This is a genomic window from Aeromonas sp. s3 (genome assembly GCF_040907805.1).
Lineage (GTDB): Bacteria > Pseudomonadota > Gammaproteobacteria > Enterobacterales > Aeromonadaceae > Aeromonas > Aeromonas dhakensis.
On sequence record NZ_JBFOCQ010000006.1, the window covers coordinates 504,606 to 530,066 of the forward strand.

Below are 25,461 nucleotides of genomic sequence, written 5' to 3' on the forward strand. Positions count from 1 at the left end.
ATCGTGAGCCAGCCGAATTGTAGCTGGCTCATAGAGGTTAGTGTTCCAGATATTTTATTCTATACAAAAGAAATTACATAGCTGAATGATTTTTTCTTTTTGAGGTAGGGCTTCAATAGGAGGATGTGCTTTGAGATATCTTAACGTGTTGCGTACATCATTTACTGCTGCCATGTCATCTATATGTCTTCGGTTATTATGGTAATTGCTTATAGACTCAATGCATGAGTCTATAAAACTCATCAAAAATTCATTTTTACTTGTGATTGTAAATCCTCTAGCTAACAACTGAGTTAACACTAGAGTGGCACTGTAATAAGTCTTGTTTTTTTGTGATGCATTATCCAGTCTTACTTTTCTTGCATAATTCACACCTTCATTAATATCATTTTCCACTCGGCCTGAAATTAATTCCGTCTTTGCTCTCTGTAGCCAGTAGTGAGACTCCTTAGAGTATACATTTGATATGTTTATATATACATCCTTTATAAAGGCTCTTGGGTCTTTGTCACCAGAAAGCTCATTTAGTTTATCGAATCTAAAAAGATCCGTCGCTAATGATGAGAAACCACTTCGTTCAAGTGATATTATTACTCTTGAGATGATTGATGCGGCATCAGGGTTGTTGTCAACCATCAGTCTTACTTTTTTCAACAGCCACGTGGGTGTATTGCAAATAACTACTTTTTCCCCCGTGACGGTTACTTCAATTTCAAAAAGACGGTCATTTTTTTGAATGAAACCATTTATGTCAAAGTCTTCAGCTATAGACTTTATATGATGAAGGTTAGCTTTTCCATATGCAGAAATCAGAATAAAAAGATAATAAGACTCTACAGAAAACTGCTTATCGAAAATAGTAGATGTAGGAAGGGAGTGTTTGTATTCCTCATAACATCTGTAAGCATATGTTAGCAAGTTCTCTTTTTTATTACATATAGGGAGGCCTGTAGAATCTAATGCTTCGTTGAATTTTTCTAGTTCATTAGCATCAAGCACATTGTTTAATGTGACTTCATCGTAGATTACCCTACTTTCAGTAAGAAGAAATCTAACTTGCTCAGCATCGCCTGAGCTTGCACAAATGATAATCTTACTGCTAGGCTGAATTTTGGAATACAAAACTTCTTTTATTCCTTCAAAGCTAAGGAAATTAGAGTCAAATATAAATAAATGGCTTTCCAAACGTTCCATCTTCTTTCTTATTGATGGGTCATAACTGTCAGTAGATGAGAAGAAGGTCACTCCAAATTCTTTAAGATGCATAGCCAATTGGAAAATAAATAATGTTTTCCCACTGATTCTTCTGCCTGTTATGAGAAGACAGTTTTTTTCCCTAATTATCTCTGCTGCCTTTTTTATCAATGTTCTATTTGGGAAGGTTGCGCTCGAAAGTGCAACTCTTTTATCATCAATGATTTTTGATACGGGGCCACCATTTGTTATTATGGTAATCGCTTCATTACGAGATAGCAAAGTATCATTAAACAAAAGGTCTCTTGTTGGAATTTCTCTGGAGTAGCCTTTTAGTTCACTGTATATCCATTCATATATTTGGGTGTAAGTGTCAAAGTAGATCACCTTTTCTATTCCATATTCCTTTAACTTTATAATATCGGCTAAGCTAGCCTTTCCTTTCTTGAGGTAAATAGATTTAGAGAAAGAGGTGTCTTTTGTTAAGTTGATTAGATCTAATTCTGCATCTAGACTACATCCTATAAATAAGAAAGATGAGTCTTGAGCCTCATCTTTCAAAAAGCTAAGTATAGCTTTGTTATTTTCTATGCTATGAGCATAATCCCGCCATGTAAAGACTAAGTTCATGTCATCATAAGCACATAATTCTGATATATCACCGTGTAATTTAAATATGCATTTGTGTGATGAAATATACTCTCGGGATGTTTTTTTATTGGGTACGAGTACCTTGTATTTATTTTTAACCACCTTTTCTATTGCATCATCAATATTGAATGTAAATATGTGTGGCCAATCAATTTTTAAGACTTTCTGTTTAGACTCGTCACCTAGCTCAACTTCTGAGAATATATTTTCAAGGAGGGTTCTGGATTCTCTGTTTGAGATTAAATCTGGCATTTTAAGTAGCCCGAAAGCCGTTTTAAGATCCTTTATTTCATTTATTTCTTGTTGTAGATTTGGGTCTTTTATTTTTTCTAAAATAGCAGACTTTATGATTTTTGTTAAATTCTCAGCATCTGGAACTCTACTGCGTTTTGCTCTTGAGTTCATCGTGAATCCACTACCAAAGAAAGGGATCAAACGTGAAGCTTTGAATAAGGTCAGAATCTCTTGTTTAGCTTGCGTGTCATTAAAGTATAACTGTTTCATTTTGTATCCTATTTTATTTTCCAGATGGCGCAGTGGTTTGATCTATAATGTGAAATCATTTAACTATATAAATAAATGTAATAGATGTTGGCCTGAAGATTCTTGACACCAAAGTGTGGCATTGGTAGAAAACTCTACGATTAATATTTTTTCTGAAATCATTCGTCTGTATTTATTATGTTTTTGAAAAAAACCAGCCTTGTTCTGAGAGCTATGTATAGGAGAATCGCAGCCAACCGGCGGCAGTTTCAGAAGGTATGAAGGTTAGATAGCAAAACTACCTTGTCCGAGTTATTAGTTAAATTGACAATGAAATACTAACATGTTTGCTAATGTTGACAGGGCAATAGCTCATTGTTTTTTATTCAGAGCGGAAATACTTGGCGTAAATTTTATATTGGTTGTCATTACTAGCACTATGTTGTTCTAGTGCTCCTTGAAAATAGCAGACAAAGCACACGCTACCGCCCGTGGATTACAGCTTCCAAAATGCTCCATTAACCAGGGAGGGCAGTAACCCATCACAGTTCAATAGGCACCGGATGGCTATGATATGCCAATCGAATCTGGTCTCACCAGTCAAAAATTGACGTAACTATCAGGAATATCTGTGTTTTATGCGCTGGCTCAAGAAATCGCTGTGGCAGTGAACAGGATTTCCATGACCCTTGATTTTATTGGGGTCGGCGAGTGTCACGGAGAAGAGGGGGCTGGCTTGCTGTTAAGGCGGAGCTGGCTGGGGAGAATCCCGCTTAGCCAATCGGCGCTATAGTGCGGCTATGGTGCTCTGTGCTGGCGAGGCGGGGGATCAGCGGCAACAATCAGCTGTTGTCACAACAGTTACTTGCAATCAGATCACCATGCAAACGGGTCACCATGCCAACACATCACAATAAGGAACGTCATATGAAGCGTATTGCTATCCTGTTCGGCCTGCTCTGCGGCAGCGTGCTGCTGGCTAATCCGGTCTTTGCCAACGATGCTGCCCAGTTGCAGTGCGAGGCGCAGGCCGCGGCCAAAAAGCTTAACGGCGCCGCCAAGACCAGCTTTGTCGGCAAGTGCGTGAAAGATGCCGCTGGCGCAGCGACCGGCGAGTGCGAGAAGGCGGCCGCCGACAAGAAGCTGGCCGGTGCGGCCAAGAACAGCTTTATCCAGAAGTGCGTGAAGACGGGCGCGGCAGTGGATCCGGCGGCCAAGTGCGAGAAGGCGGCGGCCGACAAGAAGCTGGCTGGCGCGGCCAAGAACAGCTTTGTCCAGAAGTGCGTGAAGGATAGCGCCGCCAAGTAAGGCATTTTCTCATCCGGTGTGTTTGCGGGGGGCCATCAGGCCCCCCGCGCTTTTTGGGGCGTGGGGGGTTATCGCTGAGCGAGTGACTGGGCGCTGGCCGCAGGGGTAGGGTTGGGGTGTGCGGGGGCAGATAAACGGCGGCGAAGGGGGGCAAGCGAGGGTGGCCCTGGAGAAGTTGCCGGAACTGGGATCTCGATCGGCACAACAGGACTTTTGTCCTGCAAGGGACGAGGGGGCGGGGGCTAGGATGCCCTCATCCACACGAGTCAAACTGGAGCACAACAATAATGACCGCTCATATCAATGCCAACCCGGGCGATTTCGCCGAGACCGTCATCATGCCGGGGGACCCGCTGCGGGCCCGTTATATCGCCGAGACCTTTCTGACCGATGCGCGCGAGGTGACCAATGTGCGCAACATGCTGGGCTACACCGGCTACTACAATGGCCAGCGCATCTCGGTGATGGGCCACGGCATGGGGATCCCCTCCATGGTGCTCTACGCCCACGAGCTGGTGAACGACTTCGGGGTCAAGCGGATCATCCGCATCGGCAGTCTGGGGGCGACCCAGCGCCACGTGCAGATGCGTGACGTGATCCTGGCGCAGGCGGCGGGCACCGACTCCCCCACCAACGCCAAGCGCAGCGCCGGTTACCAGATGGCCACCTCGGCCGATTTCGCCCTGCTGCACAAGGCGTTTACCAAGGCGCAGGAGAAGGCGATTCCGGTCAAGGTGGGCAATATCTTCACCGGTGACCTCTATTACGATCCGGACGACAACCTCATTCCGGCGCTGGAGAAGTTCGGCGTGCTCGGTATCGACATGGAGGTGGCCGGTCTCTACGGGCTGGCCCATCAGCAGGGGATCGAGGCGCTCGCCATTCTGACCGTCTCCGACCACTGCTTGACCGGTGAAGAGACCACTGCCGAGGAGCGGCAGCTCTCCTTCAACCAGATGATCGAGCTGGCGCTGCACACCGCGCTGTAAGCGCCGCGGCCCGCCCAACCCTGCACGCACCCTGACCCCAAGAGAGATCCAATATGAACAATAAGCTCTCCCTCACTGCCATCAGCTTCCTGGCCAACTTCGTGATGGCCGGTTTTGCGACCCAGTTCGGCATGCTGATCGACCCCATCGCCGCCAAGTTCGGCGCCGACGTCAATCAGGTGGCCTCCATCTTCTCCCTGCTCAACGGCGGGGCGCTGGCGGGCACCATTGCCGCCTTCTTCCTCATCGAGAAGGTGGGCCTCAAGCGGATGACGCTGCTCTGCTACGGCCTGATCGCGCTGGCGGCGGCCTCGCTCCATCTGACCGGCTCGCTCTATGTGGTGATGGCGGCCATGACGGTGATTGGCCTGTGTGGCGGGGTGGGGCTCTGCATTGCAGGGACCCTGGTGGTGAGCGTATGGCAGGCGCGGATGCAGAGCACCATGCTGGTGGTGCAGGATGCCACCTTCAACGTGGCCGGGGTGGTCTTCCCGCTTATCACTACCTACACCCTGACTCACGCCATGGCGTGGAGCTGGAGCTATCTGGCGGTGGGGGTGGTGGCGCTGGCGACCATGCTGGTGGCAGTGCTGACCAACTTCCGTAGCTGCGAGGCGGGCGGCGAGAGCGCCGGCAACGAACATTCGGAGTGGAACCTCGGCATCATCAGCGGTGGGCTGGGGCTCTTTCTCGGCATGCTGGCGCTCTACACCTTCCTCACCTGGGCGCCCATGTTCGTGAAGAACAAGTTCGGCATCCCCTTCGAGGAGGCGGGCAACATCATCACCCAGTACTGGACGGCGGCTCTGCTCGGCGCGCTGGTGTCGACCGCCATTGTGACCCGCATTGCGATCCGCACCTTCCTGTTGGTGATCATCACCCTGGCGATGGGGATGACGGCGCTTATCGTCACCACCGACAACCTGAGCCAGCTGCCATACCTCACCTACGGTTACGGCTTTGTCTGTGCGGCGCTCTACAACGCCTTTATCGCCTACGGGGTGTCGTTTGTGCGCCAGGCATCGAGCAAAAATGTCTCTTATATCCTCATCAGCGGCAGCGCGGGAGCCATGTTCAGCCCGGCCATCAGCGCCATGTTCGAGCAGGTGATCGGCCTGCAGGCGGTAATGTACGCCATCCCGCTTATCTACGGCGTGATCCTCGCCATGCTGGTGGCGTCGCTGCGCATGGCCCGCCCTCAGCCCTGTCTCGCCTGAGCGGGGGAGTAAACAGCAAGAGGGGCGGTATAAACCGCCCCTCTTTGTGTTAGTCATTTTCTTTTGAGCCGTTCTGATTCATCACGGAGTTCGTTAATAATGGAGCCAATCTGATCTGGTGTAAGAAAGTGATTAAGCCGTTCATGTGCAGCCACACAGGCTTCTTTACTAAAATGATGTGGAAAAGCAGCAATTACGGCTTCCCATGTTGAAGATGCTTCCCCTTCTCGAACCAGTGCCTCAAAACCACCAGAGGCACCTTTAATGACGGTTCTTTCAGCTGTGCCTACAATTCCCCAACGTTCAAACATTGGCCTGGTTCGGGTAGCCACAAACCTACGACCAAGTTGCATGCTTTTTACTGCCTCATAACGCTCGTGTACCTTAAGAATCAAATCCTCAATACAGCCCGGTTCCCAATCCTTCTCACGTAATGTGAGACGTTCCATTTTTTCTAATTCCATAAGACGGGTAATGCATAGGGCCACAATATCTTCACGGCCTTTATGTGCTGCATTCGTACGCATTATCTGAACCTTATCTTTAGGCATTTTAGAAATACGTTCAGCGTAGTCTTCAGTCTTATTGTTCATAGAGCCTCTCATTAGTCGGCTTGTAAAGTGAACTGAGTCGGTGATTTTTCAATCAACTGGTAATCTGTTAAAGCTGCTCCAGAAAGGCCTTGAGCCCCGCCAGATCGCGGATCTGCAACCCCTCCTCACCGCGCTCCACCAATCCCTTGTCCATCAGCTCTTTCACCGCCCGCCGGTAGACTCTGTCCGTGGTGCCGAAGCGTTCCGCCTCCTGATACCCCTTGCGAAAACCGCTCACCGGGTTGTGGTGGCAGTGGCTGTGATAGAGGTCGAGGGCGATGTTGTAGCTGATGGGGTAGAGCATGCGGCAGGTGAAGATATCTACCGTGTCCTGATAGTCGATGGCAATGGCGGTGGCAAAGAAGAGTGCCACCCTGGGGTGGGCGACCAGCGCCTGCTCCAGCTGCTCGCCGTCGATGCGGGCCACTTCCAGCGGCTCCTCGGCGATGATGTCGAGCTGGCAGCGGTAGCCGGTGAAGAACTCCATCTCGCCAAAGAGCTGGTGGTCGCACTCCAGAGTGCCGAGCTGAAAGCGGCGGCCATTCATGGCGGTGTGGCCCATGGCGATGCGGCCGCTCTTGACCAGCACCAGATCCCGCAGCGGTTCGCCCTGGCGCATCAGGGGCTCCCCCTCGGGGATGAGACGCCGCTCCGTGATGCAGGAGCTGACCACCTGTTCGATGAGATCGTGGCCGGCTTGCCAGTGGGGCTGAAAGCGCCCCTTGAGAAGGGGTTTGAGTTGCATGGGGTTCCGGGTCGTCGCCAAACACAAATGGCTATTACACACCCTGCCGCTGGCAGACTCCAGCCCGAAGGCGCAGAGGGCCGGTGTGAGCATGCGAGGGTGTGACGGGGATCGGGCTGGCAGGACTGGGGTGGACACGGCTGGAGCGGATACGGTTGGAGCACTGCCCCGCGCCATCCGGCCCAGATAATCAGACCGGGCTCAGGGCGCCGGCATTGGTCTGCTCGAGGCTGGCGAGGGCAGTGCGCAGCCGGGCCAGCCCGATGGGTTTGTAGAGGCAGTCGTCCATGCCGGCGGCCAGGCAGAGTTCCCGCTCGCGCGCTGTGGCGTGGGCGGTGAAGCCCCAGATAGGCTGGGTGTGGCCGCGGGCGCGCAGGCGGCGGGTCAGCTCGAAGCCATCCATCAGCGGCATCTGGCAGTCGGTGATGATGAGATCGAAGTCCTGATTCTGGATGGCCCGCAGCGCCTCGGCGCCGTTGCCGCGCACGCTCACCTCGTGGCCCAGATGTTTGAGCTGCTGGCGCAGCAGCACCTGGTTGGCGTGGTTGTCGTCCACCACCAGCACCCGCAGCCGGGTTGCCGCAACCGGCCGGGGGGAGGGCACAAGCAGTGGCCCGGCCGGCGGCGACGCGGCGTCGAGGGGCTCGTGGGGGGCGGCCAGCGGGGTGAGGGGCAGCCGGATCCTGAGCTCGGTGCCGCTGCCAAGCTCGCTGCTGACCGCTATCTTGCCCCCCATCAGCTGGCACAGCATGCGGGCGATATTGAGGCCAAGGCCGGTGCCGGCGAACTGGTAGGGGTCGTGGGCGCGGTAGAAGGGGCTGAACAGCCCGGGCAGCTTGTCGGGGGCGATGCCCACCCCGCTGTCGCGGATGATGAGGTGCAGCAGCGGCTGCTCCGCGCTCCCCGTGAGGCTGGCCTGCAGGCTCACCTCCCCCCGCTCGGTGAACTTGATGGCGTTGCCGAGCAGGTTGAAGACAATCTGGCGCAGGCGCAGCGGGTCGATGAGCACTCGCGGCAGGGGGGGCAACTCGACCCGGTAGCCAAGCCCCTTCTGCTCGGCCATCCCCTTGCAGGCGCGGGCCACCGAGTGGAGCAGGGGCGCCAGCTCGCACGGCTCGGGGGCGAGGGTCAGCTGGCCCGCTTCGATGCTGGAGATATCCAGTACGTCGCCGATGAGATCGAGCAGGCCGTTGGCGGATTCGGAGGCGATGCGCAGCTGCTCGCCGGTGTGGCGGGCGAGGGCGGGATCCTGGCTCGCCAGCTCCAGCATGCCGAGGATGGCGTTCATGGGGGTGCGGATCTCGTGGCTCATGGTGGCCAGAAAGTCGCTCTTGGCCCGGCTGGCGCGGTCGGCCTGCTCCTTGGCGCGGCGCAGCGCCTCCTCCATGGTCTTGCGCTCGGTGATGTCGATCCAGCCGTTGATCACCCCGCTGATGGCACCGCGATAGTCAAAATAGGGCACCATCCAGTGGTAGACGAACTGGCGCGGGCCGCGCTGGCTGAAGATGCGATCCGACAGTATGGGGCTGCCGCTTCGCAGCACCTGCTGAAAATCCTGCTCCAGAGCGGCGATGGCCTCGGCGCCGAGCAGCCCCTTGAGCCCCTCGGCAAACGAGGTGCCGAGCACCCGCTCGATGGGGGCGTTGAGGGTGGCCAGGTACTTGCTGTTGCAGAGGATCACCTTGCCCCCCTTGTCGCGCACCACTATGGGGTGGGGCAGGCTCTCGCCGAGCGCCTCGATGAAGCGCACGTGCTCCTCCAGCTGGCGGCGGGAGGCCTGCTCCGAGCGGGCCAGCCGGTTGAGCATGCGGTTGCGGTAAAACAGCAGCAGGGCGACGGCGCACAGCCCCGCCAGCAGCAGGTAGAAGTAGGGGGCGTTGCGCTCCATGAAGGTGGGGGCCGGCAGTTTGCGGTTGCGCCACTGGTAGCTCATCATCGCCAGCTCATTGGGAGCGATGGAGAGGATGGTCTTGTCGATGATGTCCATCAGCATCCGGTTGGCGGAGAGGCCTGCAAAGCCCATCCGGATGGGCTGGTCGTCGGCGGGGCCGGCGATGCGGATCTGCTGAAGCCTGCCCCCCTCCACCGCATGCTGGGCAAAATAGAGCGGCACGATAGCGGCATCGAGGCGCCCCTCGTTGACCGCCTCCATCGCCTCGTCGGCGCTCTCCAGAAAGCTCACCTGGCTGTCGCCAAGCTCTCTGGCGATGGGGTTGTAGATGGTGCTGCCCACCCGTTTGCCGGCGAGCTGTGCCAGATCGCCGCTTAAGGCATCCCCCTTGCGGGCCACCAGCACATAGATGTCATCGGTGGCGTAGGGCAGGGAGGGGCGCAGCCGGTAACCCTCGGCCACCGGGCGGGAGATGGCGCCGATGAGATCCAGCTCCCCCCTGAGCAGGGCCTCCTTGCGGGCCTGCTCCGAGCCGTAATTGACGAACTCGAAGCGCAGGCCGGAGCGCTTGCTGATCTTCTCCAGCATCTCCACCGACATGCCGGTGAGCTGGTTGTCGTAGTCGCGCACCCCGTAGGGGTAGAGGTCGTCCATCAGCCACACCTTCACCGGGCCGGCGCTGGCGAGCCAGGCGCGCTCCTCGCGGCTGTAGAGATCGCCGGGGCGCTCGATGATGTCGCGGATGGGGCCGTTCCACTGGTTGAAGATGAGGCTGCGGGTGACGTCGCTCACCCCCTTCAGGGTCTGGTCGAGCAGGGCCAGCAAGCCGGGGTGAGCGGCTGACACCGCGAAGCGAAAGCCGTCCGCCGCAATGGCGGGCTGCGCCTGGCTGCGCTGGCGGATCTTGTCGAAGCGCTCGCTGTTGAGGTAGTGCAGAGAGTGGGGGTCGCTTAGCAGCAGCGGCTCGTGGCCGAAGAAGACCGCATCGAAGGCTGCCACGTTGGAGGGGTAATTGACCAGTACCAGATCCGGGTAGTAGCGCTTGAAGGCGGCCTCGTTCACGTAGCCACGCACGGTGGCGACCCGCTGGCCCGGCAGCAGCAGCGGCCCCTGTTCGGCAGCGAGGGCCGAGAAGACGGGGGCACTGCTGAAATAGCGCCGGCTGAGGGCGATGCCCGCCTGTTCGGCCGCACCGAGGTTGAGGTTGCCGAGGTTGACGAGGTCGAGATCCCCGGCCCGCAGCGCCGCCAGCGCGCTGCGCGTGTCGTTGAATGCCCGCAGTTTCACCGGTTTTTGCAGCGCCCTGGCCAGGATGTCGAGGTAGTCGGCGGCGATCCCCTCGAAGTGCTCATCGGGCCCGATCATGGCGAACGGGCGATAGTCGTGGCGCAGCACCCCGACTCGCAGCGCCGTCATTTCGGCGAGCCAGGGCTGATCAGCCGTGCTGGCGGGCGCCGGGGGGCTTTGCAGGTAGGGGCGACTGTGCAGGGTGAGCGCCTGGGCGCAGAGGGGCAGCAGCAGGCAGAGCAGCAGCAGGGGTCGGATCAGGTTCATTGCCAGATTGTGCCCCTCCCGCCGGTTGGATGGTGATCGAAAGCGGCGATTCTACCGAAGAGCGGCGCACAATGAACCTTTAATCAGCAGTTTGTCAGTGCAAACGGCAAGGCTGCTGGCGGGGCGGGACTCGCCAGCGGCCTGCTAACTGCCCGCCCTGACTCCTGTTTCGGAGAGGGGGCAGGCACGGCAGAGGACTCATCCCCCCTCGCCATCGGCGGCGACTCTGGCCCGTCCTGCCTCTTTGGCCCGGTAGAGCTGGCGGTCGGCCGCCTCCAGCAGCTGTTGCGGCGTGCCGGTCTGGCTGGGGATGGCACAGACCACGCCAAGGGAGATGGTTACCACCCTGGCCACCTCTGAGGCGAGGTGCTCGATGGCCAGCTCGCGCACGGCGCTGCACATGCTGTCGGCGAGATGGACGGCGCTGGCCAGGGGGGGGTTGGGCAGCACGCAGGCAAACTCCTCACCGCCGTAGCGGGCCACCAGATCGTGCGGCCTGCCCAGCCGCTCGGCCAGCACGGCGGCGATGGCCTGCAGGCAGTGATCGCCGGCCTGATGGCCATAGCGGTCGTTGTAGCGCTTGAAATAATCGACATCGAGCATGATGAGGGAGAGGGGGGTGTTGTCCCGGCAACCCTGGCGCCACTGCCGCGTCAGCTCATCATCGAACTGGCGCCGGTTCGGTATGCCGGTGAGGCCGTCGAGCATGGCCAGGTTGCGCAGCAAGTCCCCCTGCAGCTTGAGGGTGATGTGGGTCTTCACCCTGGCCCTGACGATGTTGGGGCTGATGGGCTTGCTGATGAAATCCACCGCGCCGAGGGCCAGGCCGTACTCTTCGTCCGTCTCCTCCTGCTGGGCCGTGACGAAGATGACGGGAATATCCCGGGTGTCGGGATCCGCCTTGAGTTGCTGGCAGACTTCGTGGCCACTCATGCCGTCCATGATGACGTCCAGCAAGACAAGGTCGGGCAGCAGGCTGCGGCAGAGGGCAAGTGCCTGCTCCCCGCTGGTGGCCATGAAGATCTCGCACTCTTCGCGAAAGAGCTGGTGCAGCAGCCTGATGTTGATCGCCTGATCATCGACGATCAGCAGTTTGGGGCGACGGTTGGTGGGCAGGTTCCAGGGGACCATCTTGGGCTCCATCATTGGTTGACGCACAGGGATTTCCCCAACTTGAGGGCGGCGTCGAACTCCAGATTCTCGATCAGGCCGGCAAACTGGTGAAAGGCGGCGTGCAACTGCGGCGGCGTCTTGGGCGCCAGGGCCTCGGTCAGCTCGACCGCCGCCAGATTGCCATCTTCCAGCAGCGTCAGGATGCGCTGCATGGCCTCCCGCCATTCGGCGAGGGACAAGGCATCATCGGCCGGCGGTGCGGTGGTATCGGGGGGCGGGGCGAAGGTTTTGTCGAGGCTCTCCAGGCTGAGCCGCACCGTCTCCTGCAACAGCTGCAGCCAGCCGGCGTCAGCCAGCAGCGCTGCGGCCTGCGACTGGTCGGCGTGGAGCAGGGCCTGCTCCTGCGCCTTGGCCAGGGTGGCCAGTCGGCAGGCCCCCATGGTGCTGGCACTGCCCTTGATCGCGTGCAATATGCGACAGGCCTCCGTGACCTGGCCAGCGGCGATGGCCTGGTGCAAGGCCTCCAGCTGTTCTGCCATGTCGGGGCCGAACAGGCTCAGGATCCGTTGCAGCAGTTCGATATCGTTGTCAAAACGCTGGCGTATGACGGAGTCCGCCTCCAGCAGGGCTTCGCTGGCTGCGGGGGACGGGGGCTGGGCAAGGGCTGGCTGGCCAGCCTTGCCAAGCTGGGCCAGCAGGGTGGAGACCAGCTGTTCGAGGGCAATGGGCTTGCCCACATGCTCATTCATGCCGGCAGCCAGGCAGAGCTGGCGATCCGCTTCCGAGGCATTGGCGGTCATGGCGATGATGGGCAGGTTGGCAAACTGCGGGTGGGCCCGGATCTGGCGGGTGGCCTCCAGCCCGTCAATATCCGGCATCTGCATGTCGATCAGCACCGCATCAAACGAGGGGGCTTGCTGCAATACCATGGCCACCCCGTCCCGCCCGCATTCGGCCAGCAGCACCCTGGCCCCTTCGCAGCTCAGCAACTCACAGGCGACCTGGCGGTTGAGCAGATTGTCCTCCACCACCAGCAGGGTGAGACCACTCAGCCGGCGGGTGTGCTGGGAAGGGAGAGCGGGCGCGACGTCCTGGCCATGGAGGGCCTGATAGATGGCCTCTGCCAGCTGCTTGGGAGTCACGGGTTTGGTCAGCAGGCTGACGAAGGGGGTGGCGCCCGACTGGTGCGACTCGGTGAACACCTCGTGGCCGTAGGCGGTGACCATGATGACTCCGGGGGCTGGGTCTTGCCCGGCCTGTTGCCGGATCTGGGCGGCGGCGTTCAGTCCATCCATGCCCGGCATGCTCCAGTCCATCAGCACTATGTCGAAGGGACGGCCCAGGGCACGGGCTTCGCCGACCCGGCGGACGGCTTCGGCCCCCGAGTGAACCAGCTCGGCCTGCCAGCCGAGCTGCAGCAGGGTGCGTTGCAGCAGCTCTGCCGCCAGCTCGCTGTCGTCGACCACCAGAATGTAGGGTGGCGGTGCCATGTCCGGGCAGGCCTCCTTGAGAGACTGGGGGGCGGCCTGTGCCAGGGTGATGTCGAACCAGAAGCGGCTGCCACGGCCAGGTTCACTCTCGACCCGCAGCTCTCCCCCCATCAGCTTGAGCAGGCGTTTGCAGATCACCAGCCCCAGTCCGGAGCCGCCGAAGCGACGGGTGGTGGAGGCCTCGGCCTGGGTGAAACTCTCGAAGATGCGCTCCAGCTGGTGGGCGCTGATGCCGATGCCGCTGTCGGTGACGGCCACGCGGATGGTGACCGTCTGCTCATGGCGGGCCAGCAGCGCCATGGTGATCACTACCTGCCCCTTGATGGTGAACTTGAGGGCATTGCCCGCCAGGTTGGTGAGCACCTGCTGCAGGCGCATGCTGTCACCGATCAGGTGATTGGGCAGGTGGGGGTCGATATCGAACATGACCTCGATCTCTTTCTGGCGCTGGTTGCCGTCCAGTACGATGGCCAGGTCCCGCATCAGCAACTCGATGTCGAAGGGGTGCAGATCGAGCTGCAGCTTGCTGGCCTCGATCTTCGAGTAGTCGAGGATATCGTTGAGCAAGCCCAGCAGGGAGTTGGCCGCGGAGTGCGCCTTGACCACGTAGTCGAGCTGGCGGGCGGTGAGCTCTGTGTACTGGATCAGCTGCAACATGCCGAGCACGGCGTTGAGGGGGGTGCGGATCTCGTGGCTCATGTTGGCGAGGAAGGAGGACTTGGTCTGGCTGGCGGCATCTGCCTGCTCCTTGGCATAGAGCAGGCGGGACTCCAGCTCGGTCTGGGCTGTGATGTCACGGTTGAAGCCGATGACGCGCAGCGCCTGACCGCTGCTGTCCCGCTCCACCTTGGCCCCGGCCTGGATCACCCGGTGATCGCCGTTGTCCTGCATCACCCGAAAGACGGGGTCGTAGATGCCGGTGCCGGCCACGGCGCGGTTCAGGCTGGCGGTGGTGGCCGCCAGATCGTCCGGGTGCACCCGGTTTGCCCAGTGCTGGTAGTTGAGCCCCTCGTCCCTGAGCGTCAGCGGCAGATCGTAGAGCTCGAACATGCGGTTGTTCCAGCTCAGGGCGTTGCTGCCGAGCTCCCATGACCAGATCCCCAGCTCGGCCACGTCGGCCGCCATCTGCAGCTGATCGCGGGTTGACAGGATCTCGTTGCGCTGGGCCAACTGCTGGGTCATGTCGGTCATGATGCAGACGAACATGCTGGAGCCCGCCGCCTGCATCCGGCCGATCGACATCTGCAGCGGGAACTCGCTACCATCGCGCCGCCGCCCGATAAACTCCCTCTCCATCAGGGCGGCCAGCTGGCTGTCGCTGAGGGCGCCGAGGGGAGCCTCACCCAGCGCGTGCCCATCGCTGCTTTGCAACAGGGTCTGCACCTGTCGGCCCTGGATCTCGCCGGCCTGATAGCCGAAGGCGGTCTGACCGGCCGGGTTGAGGGAGTGAATGCGGCCGTCAGGATCCATGGTCATGATGGGGTTGACGGCGGTGTCCAGGATGGCGCGGGTGATCTCGAGACTCTCGGCCAGCCTCTTTTCGGCCGCCTTGCTGTCGGTGATGTCCAGGCCGATGCCAAGGTAGCCCTGACTGCGCCCCTGTTCATCACGGATGGCGGTGATCACCAGGGTGACGGGGAAGCGGCTGCCATCCTTGCGCACATAGGTCCACTCCCGGCTCTCCGCCCCCTCCCGTTCCGGTTTGTAGACGAACACCTGGAAGCCGCTGATCTCCTCACCGTACTGGGCGCTGAGCTCGACGCTGCGGGCCTGCATCTCGTCGCGGGTGTGGAAGATGCCGGGGGTCTCCTTGCCGACCACGTCGGCGGCGCTGTATCCCAGCAACTGCTCGGCCCCCTCGTTGAACAGGGTGATGGTGCCCTCCAGATCGGCCGCTATGATGGAGATTGCCGAGGCGGAGCGCAGGACGTTGCTCAATAACACGTTGATCTTGCTCAGCTCAGCCGTGCGCTCTGCCACCTGATGTTCCAGATTGGCGTTGAGCTCCAGGATCTTGGCCTCTGCCTGTTTCTGGGCAGTGATGTCCCGGAGGGTCTCTGAGGTGCCGACCAGCTTGCCCCTATGGTCATAGATGGGGGCGATGGAGATGGAGAGATCCAGCAGATGGCCGTCCCTGTGGCGACGCCGGGCGGAGAAGCTCGGGATCCGGACGCCCTGCCTGAGGTCGGCGAGCAGCGCTTTCTCGCCGGCGCTGTCGTGATCCGTCTGAAACAGCGCACTGTCGGTACGGGTCAGCGCCTCGCCGGCAGGGTAACCGAACAGATCTTCGGCCCCCTTGTTCCAGCTTACGATGACGCCGTTCAGGGTCTTGGCGATGATGCCGTCACTGGCACCGGCCACGATGGCGGCCAGTCTGGCCTGTTCCTCAATGAGTTGCAGACGTTGCTGTTGCCCCTGAGCCCGCATGCGCGCGAGCAGGGTGAGCAGCAAAGTGAAGAGGCCGCCGGTGAACAACACCACATAGGGGGAGGTCTGGTTGAGCTGCGCCACGAACAGGGGGTGGGCGTCGAGCCTGATCTGCCAGCGGCGGCCATGAATTTCCCGCTCGGCGGCTCTGGACATGGTGATATGGTGCGGATTGCGCGACTCGTGGTCGATGGCACTGGTATAGAAGGGCTGGATATGCCGGGGGTCGGTCACATCGATCAGTCTGATGTGAAAGGCCGGGCTCTCCAGATGCAGGGCGTCCAGCAACTCTTCCATCAGCAAGGGGGTATAGCTCCAGCCAAACCCGGCGGCCTCTCGCTCCTCGGGAGTCGCTGGAGTGGTCACGGTGCGGTAGATGGGCATCAGCATCAGAAAGGATTGCCTTGGCTTGCCCGTGGCCTGTACCAGGGTGATGGGGGGCGTCAGCCGTACCTCACCGCTGCGGATAGCGGCGAGGGCCGCCTCACGGCGCGAGGGCTCCGAGGCGATGTCCAGCCCGATGGCCGCCTTGTTGCGTGATAGCGGCTCGATAAACTGGATGATGAAATGTTCACCCCGATAGGGCGAGAGCAGCTGAAGGGTAAAACCTGGCCTCCCATCTCGCCGGGCACGCTGGATGAAGTCGTCGAGCTCGGCATCCTTCACTCGCCTGATGAAGCCAAAACCCCGGGCACCGGGGAATTCACTGTCCACATCCCTGGTCAGGCTGTAACGAACGAAGTCCTCGTTGTTGAAGGCGTGTTCGCCGGCGGTCAGGATGGCGCCACGTACCCCTCTGAGACCGTACTGATACAGATCGAGTCGCGCCTTGACGGTATCTGCGACGTGCTCCGTGGCAGCCGTGATGCTGGCTTGCACCTGCTTGTCATTGCTGTAATGGAGGAGGAGGGTGCCGAGCAGGGAGAGCAGCAGGCCGATGAGCAATACCAGGCCTGCACTGCGGTTCAACCCTAAAAAGGGGTGGTGATTGCGCAAGCTGAAGCCTCCTTGCCTCGCTGATGACGTAGAACACACCCGATGTGACGATTCTGCCATTTTGGCCAGAGTAGCGTTAATGCATTGAAAGTAAACCCTGATATCCCGCAATCAAAACACAGAGCGCAAATGACGGCGCTCTGTGTTGGTTCAAAGTGGTATCAAATGGGTTGCAACATAACTTAGCACTGATCGCAGCCACTTGTATCCGATTCTCCTGCTCTACGCCTTGGCCTGAACGGCAGCCGCGTCTACGCAAAGCGGTAGGAGCCCATGTAGAGGCTGCCGCCATCCCAGCTGTCGTGCAGTTTGACCGGCTTGTCCTGGCCGGCGGCGCCGAGTGCCACGAACAGCGGGCGCAGGTGATCGTCGTGAGGGTGGGATTCCACCGCCCCCGGCGCGCGGGCGCGGTAATCTTCCAGCGCCGCTCTGTCACCCTCGGCCATGGTCAACTCCAGCCAGTCGACGAAACTGCGGGCCCAGCCCGGCACCGGCGAGTTTTCCGGCCCCAGTGCCCGCAGGTTGTGGGTGATGGCGCCGGAGGCCAGGATGCCGATCCCCTGGGCACGCAGCTGCTGCAGCGCCTCCCCCAGCTGCCACAGCTGGCGCGGGGTGAAGCTGGCCGGGATGGAGAGCTGCACCAGCGGGACGCTGCTGGCGGGATCCATCAGCGAGAGCGGCGACCAGACCCCGTGATCCAGCTCGCGGCGCACCGGCTCGGCGGGCAGGCCCGCCAGCAGCAGCTGGTCACTCACCGCCTCCTGCAACCAGAGCGGGCTGCTGGCCGGCCAGCGGATGTGATAGAGCGGCTCGGGGAAACCGTAGAAGTCGTACATCAAGGCCGGATTGGGCTCGACGTTGATCTGCAGCTCGCTGCGGGTAAACCAGTGGGCCGAGATGACCACCAGCCCCTTGAGATCGCCAAGGCGCAGACTTTTGAGGAAGTGGGTCGCCGGCTGGTCGCGCAGAACCAGATCCGGGGCGCCATGGGAGATGAACCAGACGGGGGCGATAGACATGACAGACTCCATATGCGTTGTACCGGTGCCAGGGCACCGAAAACGGTGTGCCAGGGCGACATGCCGCTGACGATATGGTCATTATCTGTCTCGAAATATGAGTTAACAATCCTGCTTTATGGATAAGTACTGTTCACTAATGGTTGATAGTGATGGGTGGGAAGGAGGAGAGATCACCAATAACAAGGCCGGCGCAGTGGCCGGCCCTGGGGGAGTAGACAGGCGACAGGCCTGCCATCAACAATTTACTGAATACCCAGCAACTCCACATCGAAGATCAGCACAGGCGCTGGGTGGGATCTGGCCGGTTTACTGAATACCGAGCAGTTCCACGTCGAAAATCAGCACGGGCGCTGGGCGGGATCTGGCCGGTTTACTGAATACCCAGCAGCTCCACGTCGAAGATCAATACAGATCCCGGCGGGATCTTGCCGGCGGCGCGATCGCCGTAGGCGAGGTTGGCGGGGATGTAGAAGCGGGTCTTCTCCCCTTCCACCATCAGCTGTACCCCTTCGGTCCAGCCCTTGATCACCTGGTTGAGGCCGAACTCGATGGGCTCGCCGCGGGCGACCGAGCTGTCGAAGACGGTGCCGTCCAGCAGCTTGCCCTCGTAGTGCACCTTCACCTTGCTGGTGGCGGTGGGGTGAACGGTGCCGCTGCCCGGGGTCAGTACTTCGTACTGCAGGCCGGAGGCGGTGGTGGTCACCAGGGGTTTTTCCTTGTTGGCGGCGAGGAACTCGGCCCCCTTGCGCACATTCTCTTCCGCCAGCTTCCTGTTGTTGCTGCTCGAGTAGAAGTAGTAGGCGACGCCGGCAACCAGCAGCGCGATCAGAACGAGTTTCATCGGGTATCCCTATGTCGTGAAATGCCGGGAGGGCAGTGAGTGCGGCATCTTATCCCAGCCGGGGCGTCAGGGCGAGCCGGGGCAGGGCAGGATGTGACCGGACGGGCAAATGAGCAGGGGGAGGCGACTGGCGCCTCCCCCTCGTCGTCAGGGTGGTCGTTACTTGGCGGCCACCATCATCAGGGCGGGCAGGGCGAAGAAGAGGCCCGCCACGTAGCCGAGCGCCAGCAGCTTGTTCTCGCTGCCGACCCGGGCCAGCCCCTCGGCCGCCTTGACCGGCAGCTCGCGCAGGAAGGGCACCCCGTAGATGAGCACCACGGCGAACAGGTTGAACAGCACGTGCACCAGGGCGATGGTCAGCGCCAGCTTGGCCCCGGCACCACTGATGGCAGTGGCGGCCAGCAGGGCGGTGATGGTGGTGCCGATATTGGCGCCCAGAGTGAAGGGGTAGAGCTGACGGGTGCTGAACACGCCGCCGCCGGCCAGCGGGATCATCAGGCTGGTGGTGGTGGAAGAGGACTGCACCATGACGGTAACCAGGGTGCCGGAGGCGATGCCGGTCAGCGGGCCGCGGCCCAGCGCCTTGTGCAGCACCTCTTTGGCACGGCCGACCAGCACCCGTTGCAGCACCTTGCCGAGCCAGGTGACGCAGCCGAGGATCAACAGGATGCCGATGACGATGGTGGCGATGGCCGGCCCTTTGCCCGGCAGGAAGGCCACCAGGTCATCGATGAAGTTGAGGGCCGGGGAGATGAGGGGCTTCATGAAATCCATCCCCTTCATCGACATGTCGGCGGAGCCTACCAGCAGGGTGGCCAGCGCCTCGGCACTCTTTTGCAGCAGACCGAACATCAGCTCCAGCGGCAGGAAGATGAACACCGCCAGCAGGTTGAAGAAGTCATGCACGGTGGCGGCGGCAAAGGCGCGGCGAAACTCGCCCCGATCCCGGATATGGCCGAGGGAGACGATGGTGTTGGTGATGGTGGTGCCGAGGTTGGCGCCCATCACCATGGGAATGGCCATGCCGATGGGCAGGCCGCCAGCCACCAGACCGACGATCACCGAGGTGACCGTGCTGGAGGATTGCACCAGGGCGGTGGCCAGGATGCCGAGCAGCAGGGCGACGAAGGGGTTGTTGGCAAAGGCGAAGATCTGGGCCGCGCCCTCGGCGCCGCCGGAGAAGCCCTTGAAGCCGTGGGAGACGGCGCCGACGGCAACCAGGATCAGGTAGATCAGGGTGATCACAGCGAGCCAGTTGAACAGTGGGCCAGTACGACGGGTCTGCTGTTGTGCAAAAGATGGGGTGCTGTGCATGAAGCCTCTTGGGACAGTCTGCTTGAAAATGGACGGGCGCATTACAGCAGGGCTCCATGACAGAAATATGACAAAGTGACACTTTTGTGATGATTTGATGACATGGCCGGGTGGGGAAGATGGGACAGAAGGTGTCGGACTGGGCCGGGATCTCGCCCCGTTTGGCTGCGAATGTGTCTGGCGGCTTGCAGCCGGGGGACAGGGCGTTATGCTGCGGCCTTCCTTATCTCAACCAGCGTGGTGTTGTTATGCGTGCATGGGTGTTGTGTCTGTCCCTGGGTCTGTTGTCTGTCGGTGCCCAGGCGAGCGTGTTGAAATCCGAGTGCAACCTCGACAAGGCAATGAAGAACGAGGCGCTCAATGCGACTCTGGGGGTCAAGGGCCGCTGTGATACCGACAAGCTGGTGCGCCAGCAGAAAGAGAAGGCCGGGGCCGAGGTGAAGAAGCACACCACGGACGTGCTGGAGCAGAAAACCGCCGGCATCAAGGAGGGCAAGAGCCAGCTGCAGGGGACCCAGCAGAAGGTCAATCAGGCCGGCCAGCAGCTCAAGCAGACCCAGCAGGATGTGAAGGCGGTGGCCAAGGATCCGCTCAAGGCGGCTGCCACCGCGGTGATCAACCAGGGTTGAGCCCGGCTGCCGCGAGGGCGGTGATCAGATGACGTGCACGAAGAAGGGGAGCCATGGCTCCCCTTCTGCTTGGTTGGCGCTGGCCGCTTACTGCGAGTCGGCCGCCTCTTCGTACTGACGGAAGGGGATGCGGAACACCGCGAGGCGCAGGAACAGGTAGGTGACGCCGAGGCCGGCCCAGATCAGGCCCAGCTCCAGCGAGCTCTGCTCCAGGTTGATCCAGAGCGCGCCTATGGTGGCGGCACCCAGCAGCGGCAGCAGCAGGAACAGCAGGTGCTCCTTGAGGCTCTTGTTGCGCTTCTCGCGCACCCAGAACTGGCCGATGACCGACAGGTTGACGAAGGTGAAGGCCACCAAGGCACCGAAGTTCACCAGCGCCAGCGCCATGTCCAGATCGAACGACACCGCGGAGAGGGCCAGGGCACCCACCATCAGCACGTTGATGGCCGGGGTGCGGTATTTCGGGTGGATGTAGCCGAATACCCGCTCCGGGATCATCCGATCGCGCCCCATCACGTAGAGGATGCGCGACACGCCGGCGTGGGCGGCCATGCCGGAGGCCAGCACGGCTACCGTGGTGCACACCAGTACCACGCTCTGGAACAGGGTGCCGCCGACGTAGAGGGCGATCTCCGGCAGCACGGCGTCCGGCTCCTTGAAGCGGGCCAGATCCGGGAAGTAGAGCTGCAGGAAGTAGGAGACGGTGACGAAGATGATGCCGCCGATGAGCGCGGTCAGCACGATGGCGCGCGGGATCACCTTGCCGGCGTTCGGGGTCTCTTCGGAGAGGGAGCTCAAACCGTCGAAGCCCAAAAACGAGAAGCAGAGGATGGTCGCGCCGGTGAACAGCGGCACCATGCCGGCCGACTCGAAGTGGAACGGACGGCTGCTCAGCAGAGTCGCAGCCCCTTCACCCTGATAGATGCCCCAGCCCATCAGACCGAGGAAGACGGTGATGATGGCCAGCTGGATGAAGACGATGACGCCGTTGAAGTTGGCCACCAGGTTGATGCCGCGCAGGTTCAGGAAGGTCATCACGGTCACCAGACCGAAGATGAAGATCCAGGGCTCGACGCCGGGGAACATGGCGGTCAGGTAGATCTTGGCCAGCAGGATGTTGATCATCGGCATGAACATGTAGTCGAGCAGGGAAGACCAGCCGACCATGAAGCCGATGTAGGGGTTGAACACCTTCTGGGCGTAGGTATAGGCAGAGCCCGCGGAGGGGAACTTGCGCACCAGGTGGCCGTAGCTGATGGCGGTCAGCAGAATGCCGCCGAGCGCCAGCAGATAGGCGGTGGCAACGCGGCCTTCGGTAATGTCACCGACGATGGCGAAGGTATCGAATACCGCCATGGGTGTGAGGTAAGCCAGACCCATCACCACTACCTGGAAGAGGGTGAGCGTCTTGAGCAGCTTGGCACCGGCCATCACGCTTTCTCCTCTGTGATCGCCAGGTCGGCGAAGGGGGACGGGATCAGGGACGCAGCGCGTCGCTGGACACAGGGGGCGCCGGTCTGTGGCACAGACAAGTGGCGCACGCCGGCGGGGACCGGCAGGAAAGCAATGAAATGCCCCATGTTTTTCCTCACAACGTCGGGAGATTGCCTGGCAATCTCGGTATCAATTCCGGTACAAAGTCCGGCCTCTTGGTGAATGTGGTTTACCCCTTAAAAACGAAGAACCGATGTTGCAAAAAACATCGGCTCTCAGGGGCGGCGTATTGTGCCCTCAGGGGGGGGAGGACACAAGCAAAAATGCCCCCGCCAGGGGATTTTGTTGACCTGGGTCAGGTCGGGATTGAGCCCCCGGCTGGCAGCCTGTGCTGACAGGGGCGCGAGCGGAGCCGCTCTGGTGCGAAGGGCACTGTCACGGCGGATGAACAGGGGTAAAAAAACGCCCGCGAAAGGCGGGCGCAGTAGTCATGAGAAGGGGGCTCAGGAGGCGTCGGTTTCGGGCCGGCGCAGCTGGACCCGGAATACCGTCAGGCGCAGCAGCAGATAGAGGGCGCCGAGGGCGGCCCAGATCAGCCCCAGCTCGAAGGAGGCCGGCTCCAGGTTGAGCCAGAGCACGCCGATGCAGGCGGCGCCGCACAGGGGCAGCAGCAGGAAGATCAGGTGATCCCGCAGCGTCTTGTTGTGACCGAGCTTGACGTAGAAGTGGGCAATCACCGCCAGATTGACGAAGGTGAAGGCCACCAGGGCGCCGAAGTTGATCAGTGCCAGCGCCATCTCCAGATCGAACGACACCGCCGAGAGGGCCAGGATCCCCACCAGCAGCACGTTCAGGGCCGGGGTCTGCCAGGTCGGGTGGATATAGGCGAAGAAGCGGCTCGGCAGGGCGCGATCCCGTCCCATCACGTAGAGCAGGCGCGACACGCCGGCGTGGGAGGCGAGCCCCGAGGCCAGCACCGCTACCGTGGTGCAGACCAGCACCACCGCCTGGAACAGCTTGCCGCCCACATAGAGGGCGATCTCCGGCAGCACCGCATCCGGTTGCTGGAAGCGGGAGATGTCCGGGAAGAACAGCTGCAGGAAGTAGGAGACGGAGATGAACAGCACACCGCCGATCAGCGCCGTCAGCACGATGGCGCGGGGGATCACCCGATCCGCGTTCGGCGTCTCTTCCGACAGGGTGGTGATGGCGTCAAAGCCGAGGAACGACAGACAGAGGATGGAGGCGCCGGTGAGCAGGGGGGCCACCGCCATCTGATCGGAGAAGAAGGGACGGCTGCTCGCCACCGTGCCGAGCCCCTCGCCATGGTAGACACCCCAGGCGATGAGGCCGATGAAGACGGCGATGATGCTGAACTGCATGATGACGATCAGGCTGTTGAAGTTGGCCACCAGCTTGATGCCGCGCAGGTTCAGGAAGGTCATGACGGCGGCCAGCCCCAGGATGTAGGTCCAGGGTTCCACGCCCGGGAACAGGGCCTCCATGTAGATCTTGGCCAGCAGCATGTTGATCATCGGCATGAACATGTAGTCGAGCAGGGAGACCCAGCCCACCATGAAGCCCACGTAAGGGTGGAACACCTTCTGGGCATAGGTGTAGGCGGAGCCTGCCGAGGGAAACTTGCGTACCAAGTGGCCGTAACTCATGGCGGTGAACAGCATGCCGATGAGGGCGAACAGGTAGGCGGTGGGCACATGGCCTTCGGTGATTTCGGTGACGATGCCGAAGGTATCAAACACCGCCATGGGGGTCAGGTAGGCCAGCCCCATGATGACGACGTGCCACAGCTTCAGGCTTTTTTTCAGGCCGACGGGTTGGGCATTCATTGTGCTTTCCCCTCAATCCGGGCCGAAGGGATCAGGCTGACGGCATCAACCTGGGCATAGGGGGCGCCAGCAAGGCGGCGCAGACCGGCGCGGGCCGGCAGGAAAGCAGTGAAATACCCCATGGTGTTCCTCACTAGAGAAGCGGGTGTCGTGAGATGGCAACCCATCTCGCTATCTTTTCCGGTCGGTTCCGGCCTCGTTGTGGATTTGTTTGCCGCAAAAAAAGAACCTGACTCAGCAAGTGGTCGGTCCTTTTACGCGGCGGCGCATTGTGCATTCGTGTTGCCCCCTTGACAAGCATATCAAGGGGGCAAAAACGCATTTTTTTGCACTAATGGGCGAATGCTCTGTTTCAGATCAGGCGTGAGCCGCCTGCAGGGCCTGTTCAAGCAGGGTCAGCCCCTCCTCGATGATGGCCGGCGAGGCCGTCAGCGGCGCCAGGAAGCGGATGACGTTGGCACGCACGCCGCAGGCCAGTAGCACCAGCCCGCGCTTGCCCGCCTCGGCCACCAGTCGCTTGGTGAGGTCGGCATCCGGCTGGTTTGCATCGCGCTGCTTGACCAGCTCCATGGCCACCATGGCGCCGGGGCCGCGGATGTCGCCGATGCAGTCAAAACGCTCGGCCAGCTGCTGCAGGCGCGCCTTGATCTGCTCGCCCTGGGCCTGGGCCTGCTGGTTGAGACGCTCCTCTTCGATCACCTCCAGCACCGCCAGGGCGGCGGCGCAGGCGATGGGGGAGCCGGCGTAGGTGCCACCCAGACCACCCGGCTTGGCGGCGTTCATCACCTCCGCCTTGCCCACCACGGCGGAGAGCGGGAAGCCGCCGGCCAGGCTCTTGGCGAGCGTCATGATGTCCGGCTCGATGCCGCTGTATTCGGTGGCGAAGGTCTTGCCGGTGCGACAGAAACCGCTCTGGATCTCGTCGCAGATGAGCAGAATGCCGTGCTGGTTGCACAGCTGGCGCAGGCGCTGCATGAAGCTGGCGGAGGCGGGGTAGAAGCCCCCTTCACCCTGCACCGGCTCGATGATGATGGCGGCCACCCGGGTCGGTTCGATATCCGAGCTGAAGCAGAGATCCAGCGCAGCCAGCGCATCGGCCTCGCTCACTCCCAGATAGTCGCTCGGGAAGGGCAGGTGATAGACCTCGCCAGGGAAGGGGCCGAAGCCGGTCTTGTAGGGCACCACCTTGCCGGTGAGCGCCATTCCCATCATGGTGCGACCGTGAAAGCCCCCCTTGAAGGCGATGGTGCCGCTGCGGCCGGTGTGGGCGCGGGCGATCTTGATGGCGTTCTCCACCGCCTCGGCACCGGTGGAGAGAAACAGGGTGCGTTTCGGGGTGGGGCCGGGCACCAGGGCATTCAACTTCTCCGCCAGCTCGATATAGCCGGGGTAGGGGGTGACCTGGAAGCAGGTGTGGCTGAATTTTTCCAGCTGCGCGCGCACCGCTGCCACCACTTTCGGGTGGTTGTGGCCGGTGTTGAGCACGGCGATGCCGGAGGCAAAGTCGATGTAGCGGTTGCCCTCCACATCCCACAGCTCGGCGTTTTGCGCCCGCTCGATAAACACCGGCAGCAGGGTGCCGACGCCGTTGACCACGGCGGCTTCGCGGCGCGCTTGCCACGCCTTGTTTGATGCTGACTGACTCATCTTTCCTCCCTGAGGGGCCGGGGGCCCCTGTCTCAATGTGGCGAGGCCCCTTGGGAGCACTCACTTCGTCCTTGTT

17 protein-coding genes are annotated in these 25,461 nt (G+C 60.4%); 4 read left to right on the forward strand and 13 right to left on the reverse strand.

The window, feature by feature from the left end; genetic code table 11:
* Positions 1 to 54: 54 nt before the first annotated feature.
* Complete coding sequence (gene avs5, locus AB5Y98_RS02985; protein ID WP_323898830.1) at positions 55 to 2,349, reverse strand: AVAST type 5 anti-phage protein Avs5; 2,295 nt, start codon at positions 2,347 to 2,349, stop codon at positions 55 to 57.
* 906 nt (positions 2,350 to 3,255) lie between these two features.
* Here avs5 and AB5Y98_RS02990 point away from each other — a divergent pair.
* The 3 genes from AB5Y98_RS02990 (at position 3,256) to tsgA (ending at position 5,842) form a co-directional block, all read left to right on the forward strand.
* Complete coding sequence (locus AB5Y98_RS02990; protein ID WP_024945102.1) at positions 3,256 to 3,636, forward strand: hypothetical protein; 381 nt, start codon at positions 3,256 to 3,258, stop codon at positions 3,634 to 3,636.
* 287 nt (positions 3,637 to 3,923) lie between these two features.
* Positions 3,924 to 4,625 (forward strand): purine-nucleoside phosphorylase, encoded by a 702-nt coding sequence (gene deoD, locus AB5Y98_RS02995; RefSeq protein WP_017780915.1) that lies wholly within the window; start codon positions 3,924 to 3,926, stop codon positions 4,623 to 4,625.
* A 53-nt stretch (positions 4,626 to 4,678) separates the two neighbouring features.
* Positions 4,679 to 5,842, forward strand: a complete 1,164-nt coding sequence (gene tsgA / locus AB5Y98_RS03000; protein ID WP_005303068.1) for an MFS transporter TsgA — start codon at positions 4,679 to 4,681, stop codon at positions 5,840 to 5,842.
* A 53-nt stretch (positions 5,843 to 5,895) separates the two neighbouring features.
* On the opposite strand, the gene AB5Y98_RS03005 is transcribed toward tsgA, so the two are convergent.
* From AB5Y98_RS03005 to AB5Y98_RS03040, 8 genes are all read right to left on the reverse strand, one after another.
* Positions 5,896 to 6,435, reverse strand: coding sequence for a hypothetical protein (locus AB5Y98_RS03005; RefSeq protein ID WP_268000644.1), 540 nt, complete (start codon positions 6,433 to 6,435; stop codon positions 5,896 to 5,898).
* Between the two features lie 67 nt (positions 6,436 to 6,502).
* On the reverse strand, positions 6,503 to 7,180 hold the full coding sequence (locus AB5Y98_RS03010; RefSeq protein ID WP_368231299.1) for a Crp/Fnr family transcriptional regulator: 678 nt from the start codon (positions 7,178 to 7,180) through the stop codon (positions 6,503 to 6,505).
* A gap of 190 nt (positions 7,181 to 7,370) precedes the next feature.
* Positions 7,371 to 10,625, reverse strand: coding sequence for a transporter substrate-binding domain-containing protein (locus tag AB5Y98_RS03015; protein WP_368231300.1), 3,255 nt, complete (start codon positions 10,623 to 10,625; stop codon positions 7,371 to 7,373).
* 198 nt (positions 10,626 to 10,823) lie between these two features.
* Positions 10,824 to 11,756 (reverse strand): diguanylate cyclase, encoded by a 933-nt coding sequence (locus AB5Y98_RS03020; RefSeq protein ID WP_368231301.1) that lies wholly within the window; start codon positions 11,754 to 11,756, stop codon positions 10,824 to 10,826.
* Between the two features lie 11 nt (positions 11,757 to 11,767).
* Positions 11,768 to 16,651 carry a PAS domain S-box protein gene (locus AB5Y98_RS03025; RefSeq protein ID WP_368231302.1) on the reverse strand — a complete coding sequence of 1,628 codons (4,884 nt, stop codon included), beginning with the start codon at positions 16,649 to 16,651 and terminating at the stop codon, positions 11,768 to 11,770.
* Positions 16,652 to 16,902: 251 nt separating this feature from the next.
* Positions 16,903 to 17,670, reverse strand: a complete 768-nt coding sequence (locus tag AB5Y98_RS03030; RefSeq protein WP_042051193.1) for a class III extradiol ring-cleavage dioxygenase — start codon at positions 17,668 to 17,670, stop codon at positions 16,903 to 16,905.
* A gap of 373 nt (positions 17,671 to 18,043) precedes the next feature.
* Positions 18,044 to 18,514: an FKBP-type peptidyl-prolyl cis-trans isomerase gene (locus AB5Y98_RS03035; protein ID WP_010633350.1), complete on the reverse strand. Its 471-nt coding sequence runs from the start codon at positions 18,512 to 18,514 to the stop codon at positions 18,044 to 18,046.
* A 159-nt stretch (positions 18,515 to 18,673) separates the two neighbouring features.
* The gene (locus AB5Y98_RS03040) at positions 18,674 to 19,828 is read right to left on the reverse strand and encodes a sodium dependent phosphate pump (protein ID WP_010633351.1); all 1,155 of its coding nucleotides are present in this window, start codon (positions 19,826 to 19,828) and stop codon (positions 18,674 to 18,676) included.
* A gap of 248 nt (positions 19,829 to 20,076) precedes the next feature.
* On the opposite strand from AB5Y98_RS03040, the gene AB5Y98_RS03045 reads away from it, so the two are divergent.
* The gene (locus AB5Y98_RS03045) at positions 20,077 to 20,457 is read left to right on the forward strand and encodes a hypothetical protein (RefSeq protein WP_368231303.1); all 381 of its coding nucleotides are present in this window, start codon (positions 20,077 to 20,079) and stop codon (positions 20,455 to 20,457) included.
* Between the two features lie 87 nt (positions 20,458 to 20,544).
* Here AB5Y98_RS03045 and AB5Y98_RS03050 read toward each other — a convergent pair whose 3' ends face one another.
* From AB5Y98_RS03050 to gabT, 4 genes are all read right to left on the reverse strand, one after another.
* Positions 20,545 to 21,888, reverse strand: coding sequence for an APC family permease (locus AB5Y98_RS03050; RefSeq protein ID WP_005303054.1), 1,344 nt, complete (start codon positions 21,886 to 21,888; stop codon positions 20,545 to 20,547).
* 506 nt (positions 21,889 to 22,394) lie between these two features.
* Complete coding sequence (locus AB5Y98_RS03055; protein WP_368231304.1) at positions 22,395 to 23,738, reverse strand: APC family permease; 1,344 nt, start codon at positions 23,736 to 23,738, stop codon at positions 22,395 to 22,397.
* The gene (locus AB5Y98_RS03060) at positions 23,735 to 23,860 is read right to left on the reverse strand and encodes a hypothetical protein (protein WP_005303046.1); all 126 of its coding nucleotides are present in this window, start codon (positions 23,858 to 23,860) and stop codon (positions 23,735 to 23,737) included. Before AB5Y98_RS03060 ends, AB5Y98_RS03055 begins: the two co-directional genes overlap by 4 nt.
* Before the next feature lie 235 nt (positions 23,861 to 24,095).
* Positions 24,096 to 25,385 carry a 4-aminobutyrate--2-oxoglutarate transaminase gene (gene gabT, locus AB5Y98_RS03065; RefSeq protein WP_368231305.1) on the reverse strand — a complete coding sequence of 430 codons (1,290 nt, stop codon included), beginning with the start codon at positions 25,383 to 25,385 and terminating at the stop codon, positions 24,096 to 24,098.
* Between the last annotated feature and the right edge of the window lie 76 nt (positions 25,386 to 25,461).

Bases quoted from the DNA above. Each gene is read 5' to 3' on its own strand.
- avs5 (WP_323898830.1), bottom strand. From the start codon at position 2,349: ATGAAACAGTTATACTTTAATGACACGCAAGCTAAACAAGAGATTCTG.
- AB5Y98_RS02990 (WP_024945102.1), top strand. From the start codon at position 3,256: ATGAAGCGTATTGCTATCCTGTTCGGCCTGCTCTGCGGCAGCGTGCTG.
- deoD (WP_017780915.1), top strand. From the start codon at position 3,924: ATGACCGCTCATATCAATGCCAACCCGGGCGATTTCGCCGAGACCGTC.
- tsgA (WP_005303068.1), top strand. From the start codon at position 4,679: ATGAACAATAAGCTCTCCCTCACTGCCATCAGCTTCCTGGCCAACTTC.
- AB5Y98_RS03005 (WP_268000644.1), bottom strand. From the start codon at position 6,435: ATGAACAATAAGACTGAAGACTACGCTGAACGTATTTCTAAAATGCCT.
- AB5Y98_RS03010 (WP_368231299.1), bottom strand. From the start codon at position 7,180: ATGCAACTCAAACCCCTTCTCAAGGGGCGCTTTCAGCCCCACTGGCAA.
- AB5Y98_RS03015 (WP_368231300.1), bottom strand. From the start codon at position 10,625: ATGAACCTGATCCGACCCCTGCTGCTGCTCTGCCTGCTGCTGCCCCTC.
- AB5Y98_RS03020 (WP_368231301.1), bottom strand. From the start codon at position 11,756: ATGGTCCCCTGGAACCTGCCCACCAACCGTCGCCCCAAACTGCTGATC.
- AB5Y98_RS03030 (WP_042051193.1), bottom strand. From the start codon at position 17,670: ATGTCTATCGCCCCCGTCTGGTTCATCTCCCATGGCGCCCCGGATCTG.
- AB5Y98_RS03035 (WP_010633350.1), bottom strand. From the start codon at position 18,514: ATGAAACTCGTTCTGATCGCGCTGCTGGTTGCCGGCGTCGCCTACTAC.
- AB5Y98_RS03040 (WP_010633351.1), bottom strand. From the start codon at position 19,828: ATGCACAGCACCCCATCTTTTGCACAACAGCAGACCCGTCGTACTGGC.
- AB5Y98_RS03045 (WP_368231303.1), top strand. From the start codon at position 20,077: ATGCGTGCATGGGTGTTGTGTCTGTCCCTGGGTCTGTTGTCTGTCGGT.
- AB5Y98_RS03050 (WP_005303054.1), bottom strand. From the start codon at position 21,888: ATGGCCGGTGCCAAGCTGCTCAAGACGCTCACCCTCTTCCAGGTAGTG.
- AB5Y98_RS03055 (WP_368231304.1), bottom strand. From the start codon at position 23,738: ATGAATGCCCAACCCGTCGGCCTGAAAAAAAGCCTGAAGCTGTGGCAC.
- AB5Y98_RS03060 (WP_005303046.1), bottom strand. From the start codon at position 23,860: ATGGGGTATTTCACTGCTTTCCTGCCGGCCCGCGCCGGTCTGCGCCGC.
- gabT (WP_368231305.1), bottom strand. From the start codon at position 25,385: ATGAGTCAGTCAGCATCAAACAAGGCGTGGCAAGCGCGCCGCGAAGCC.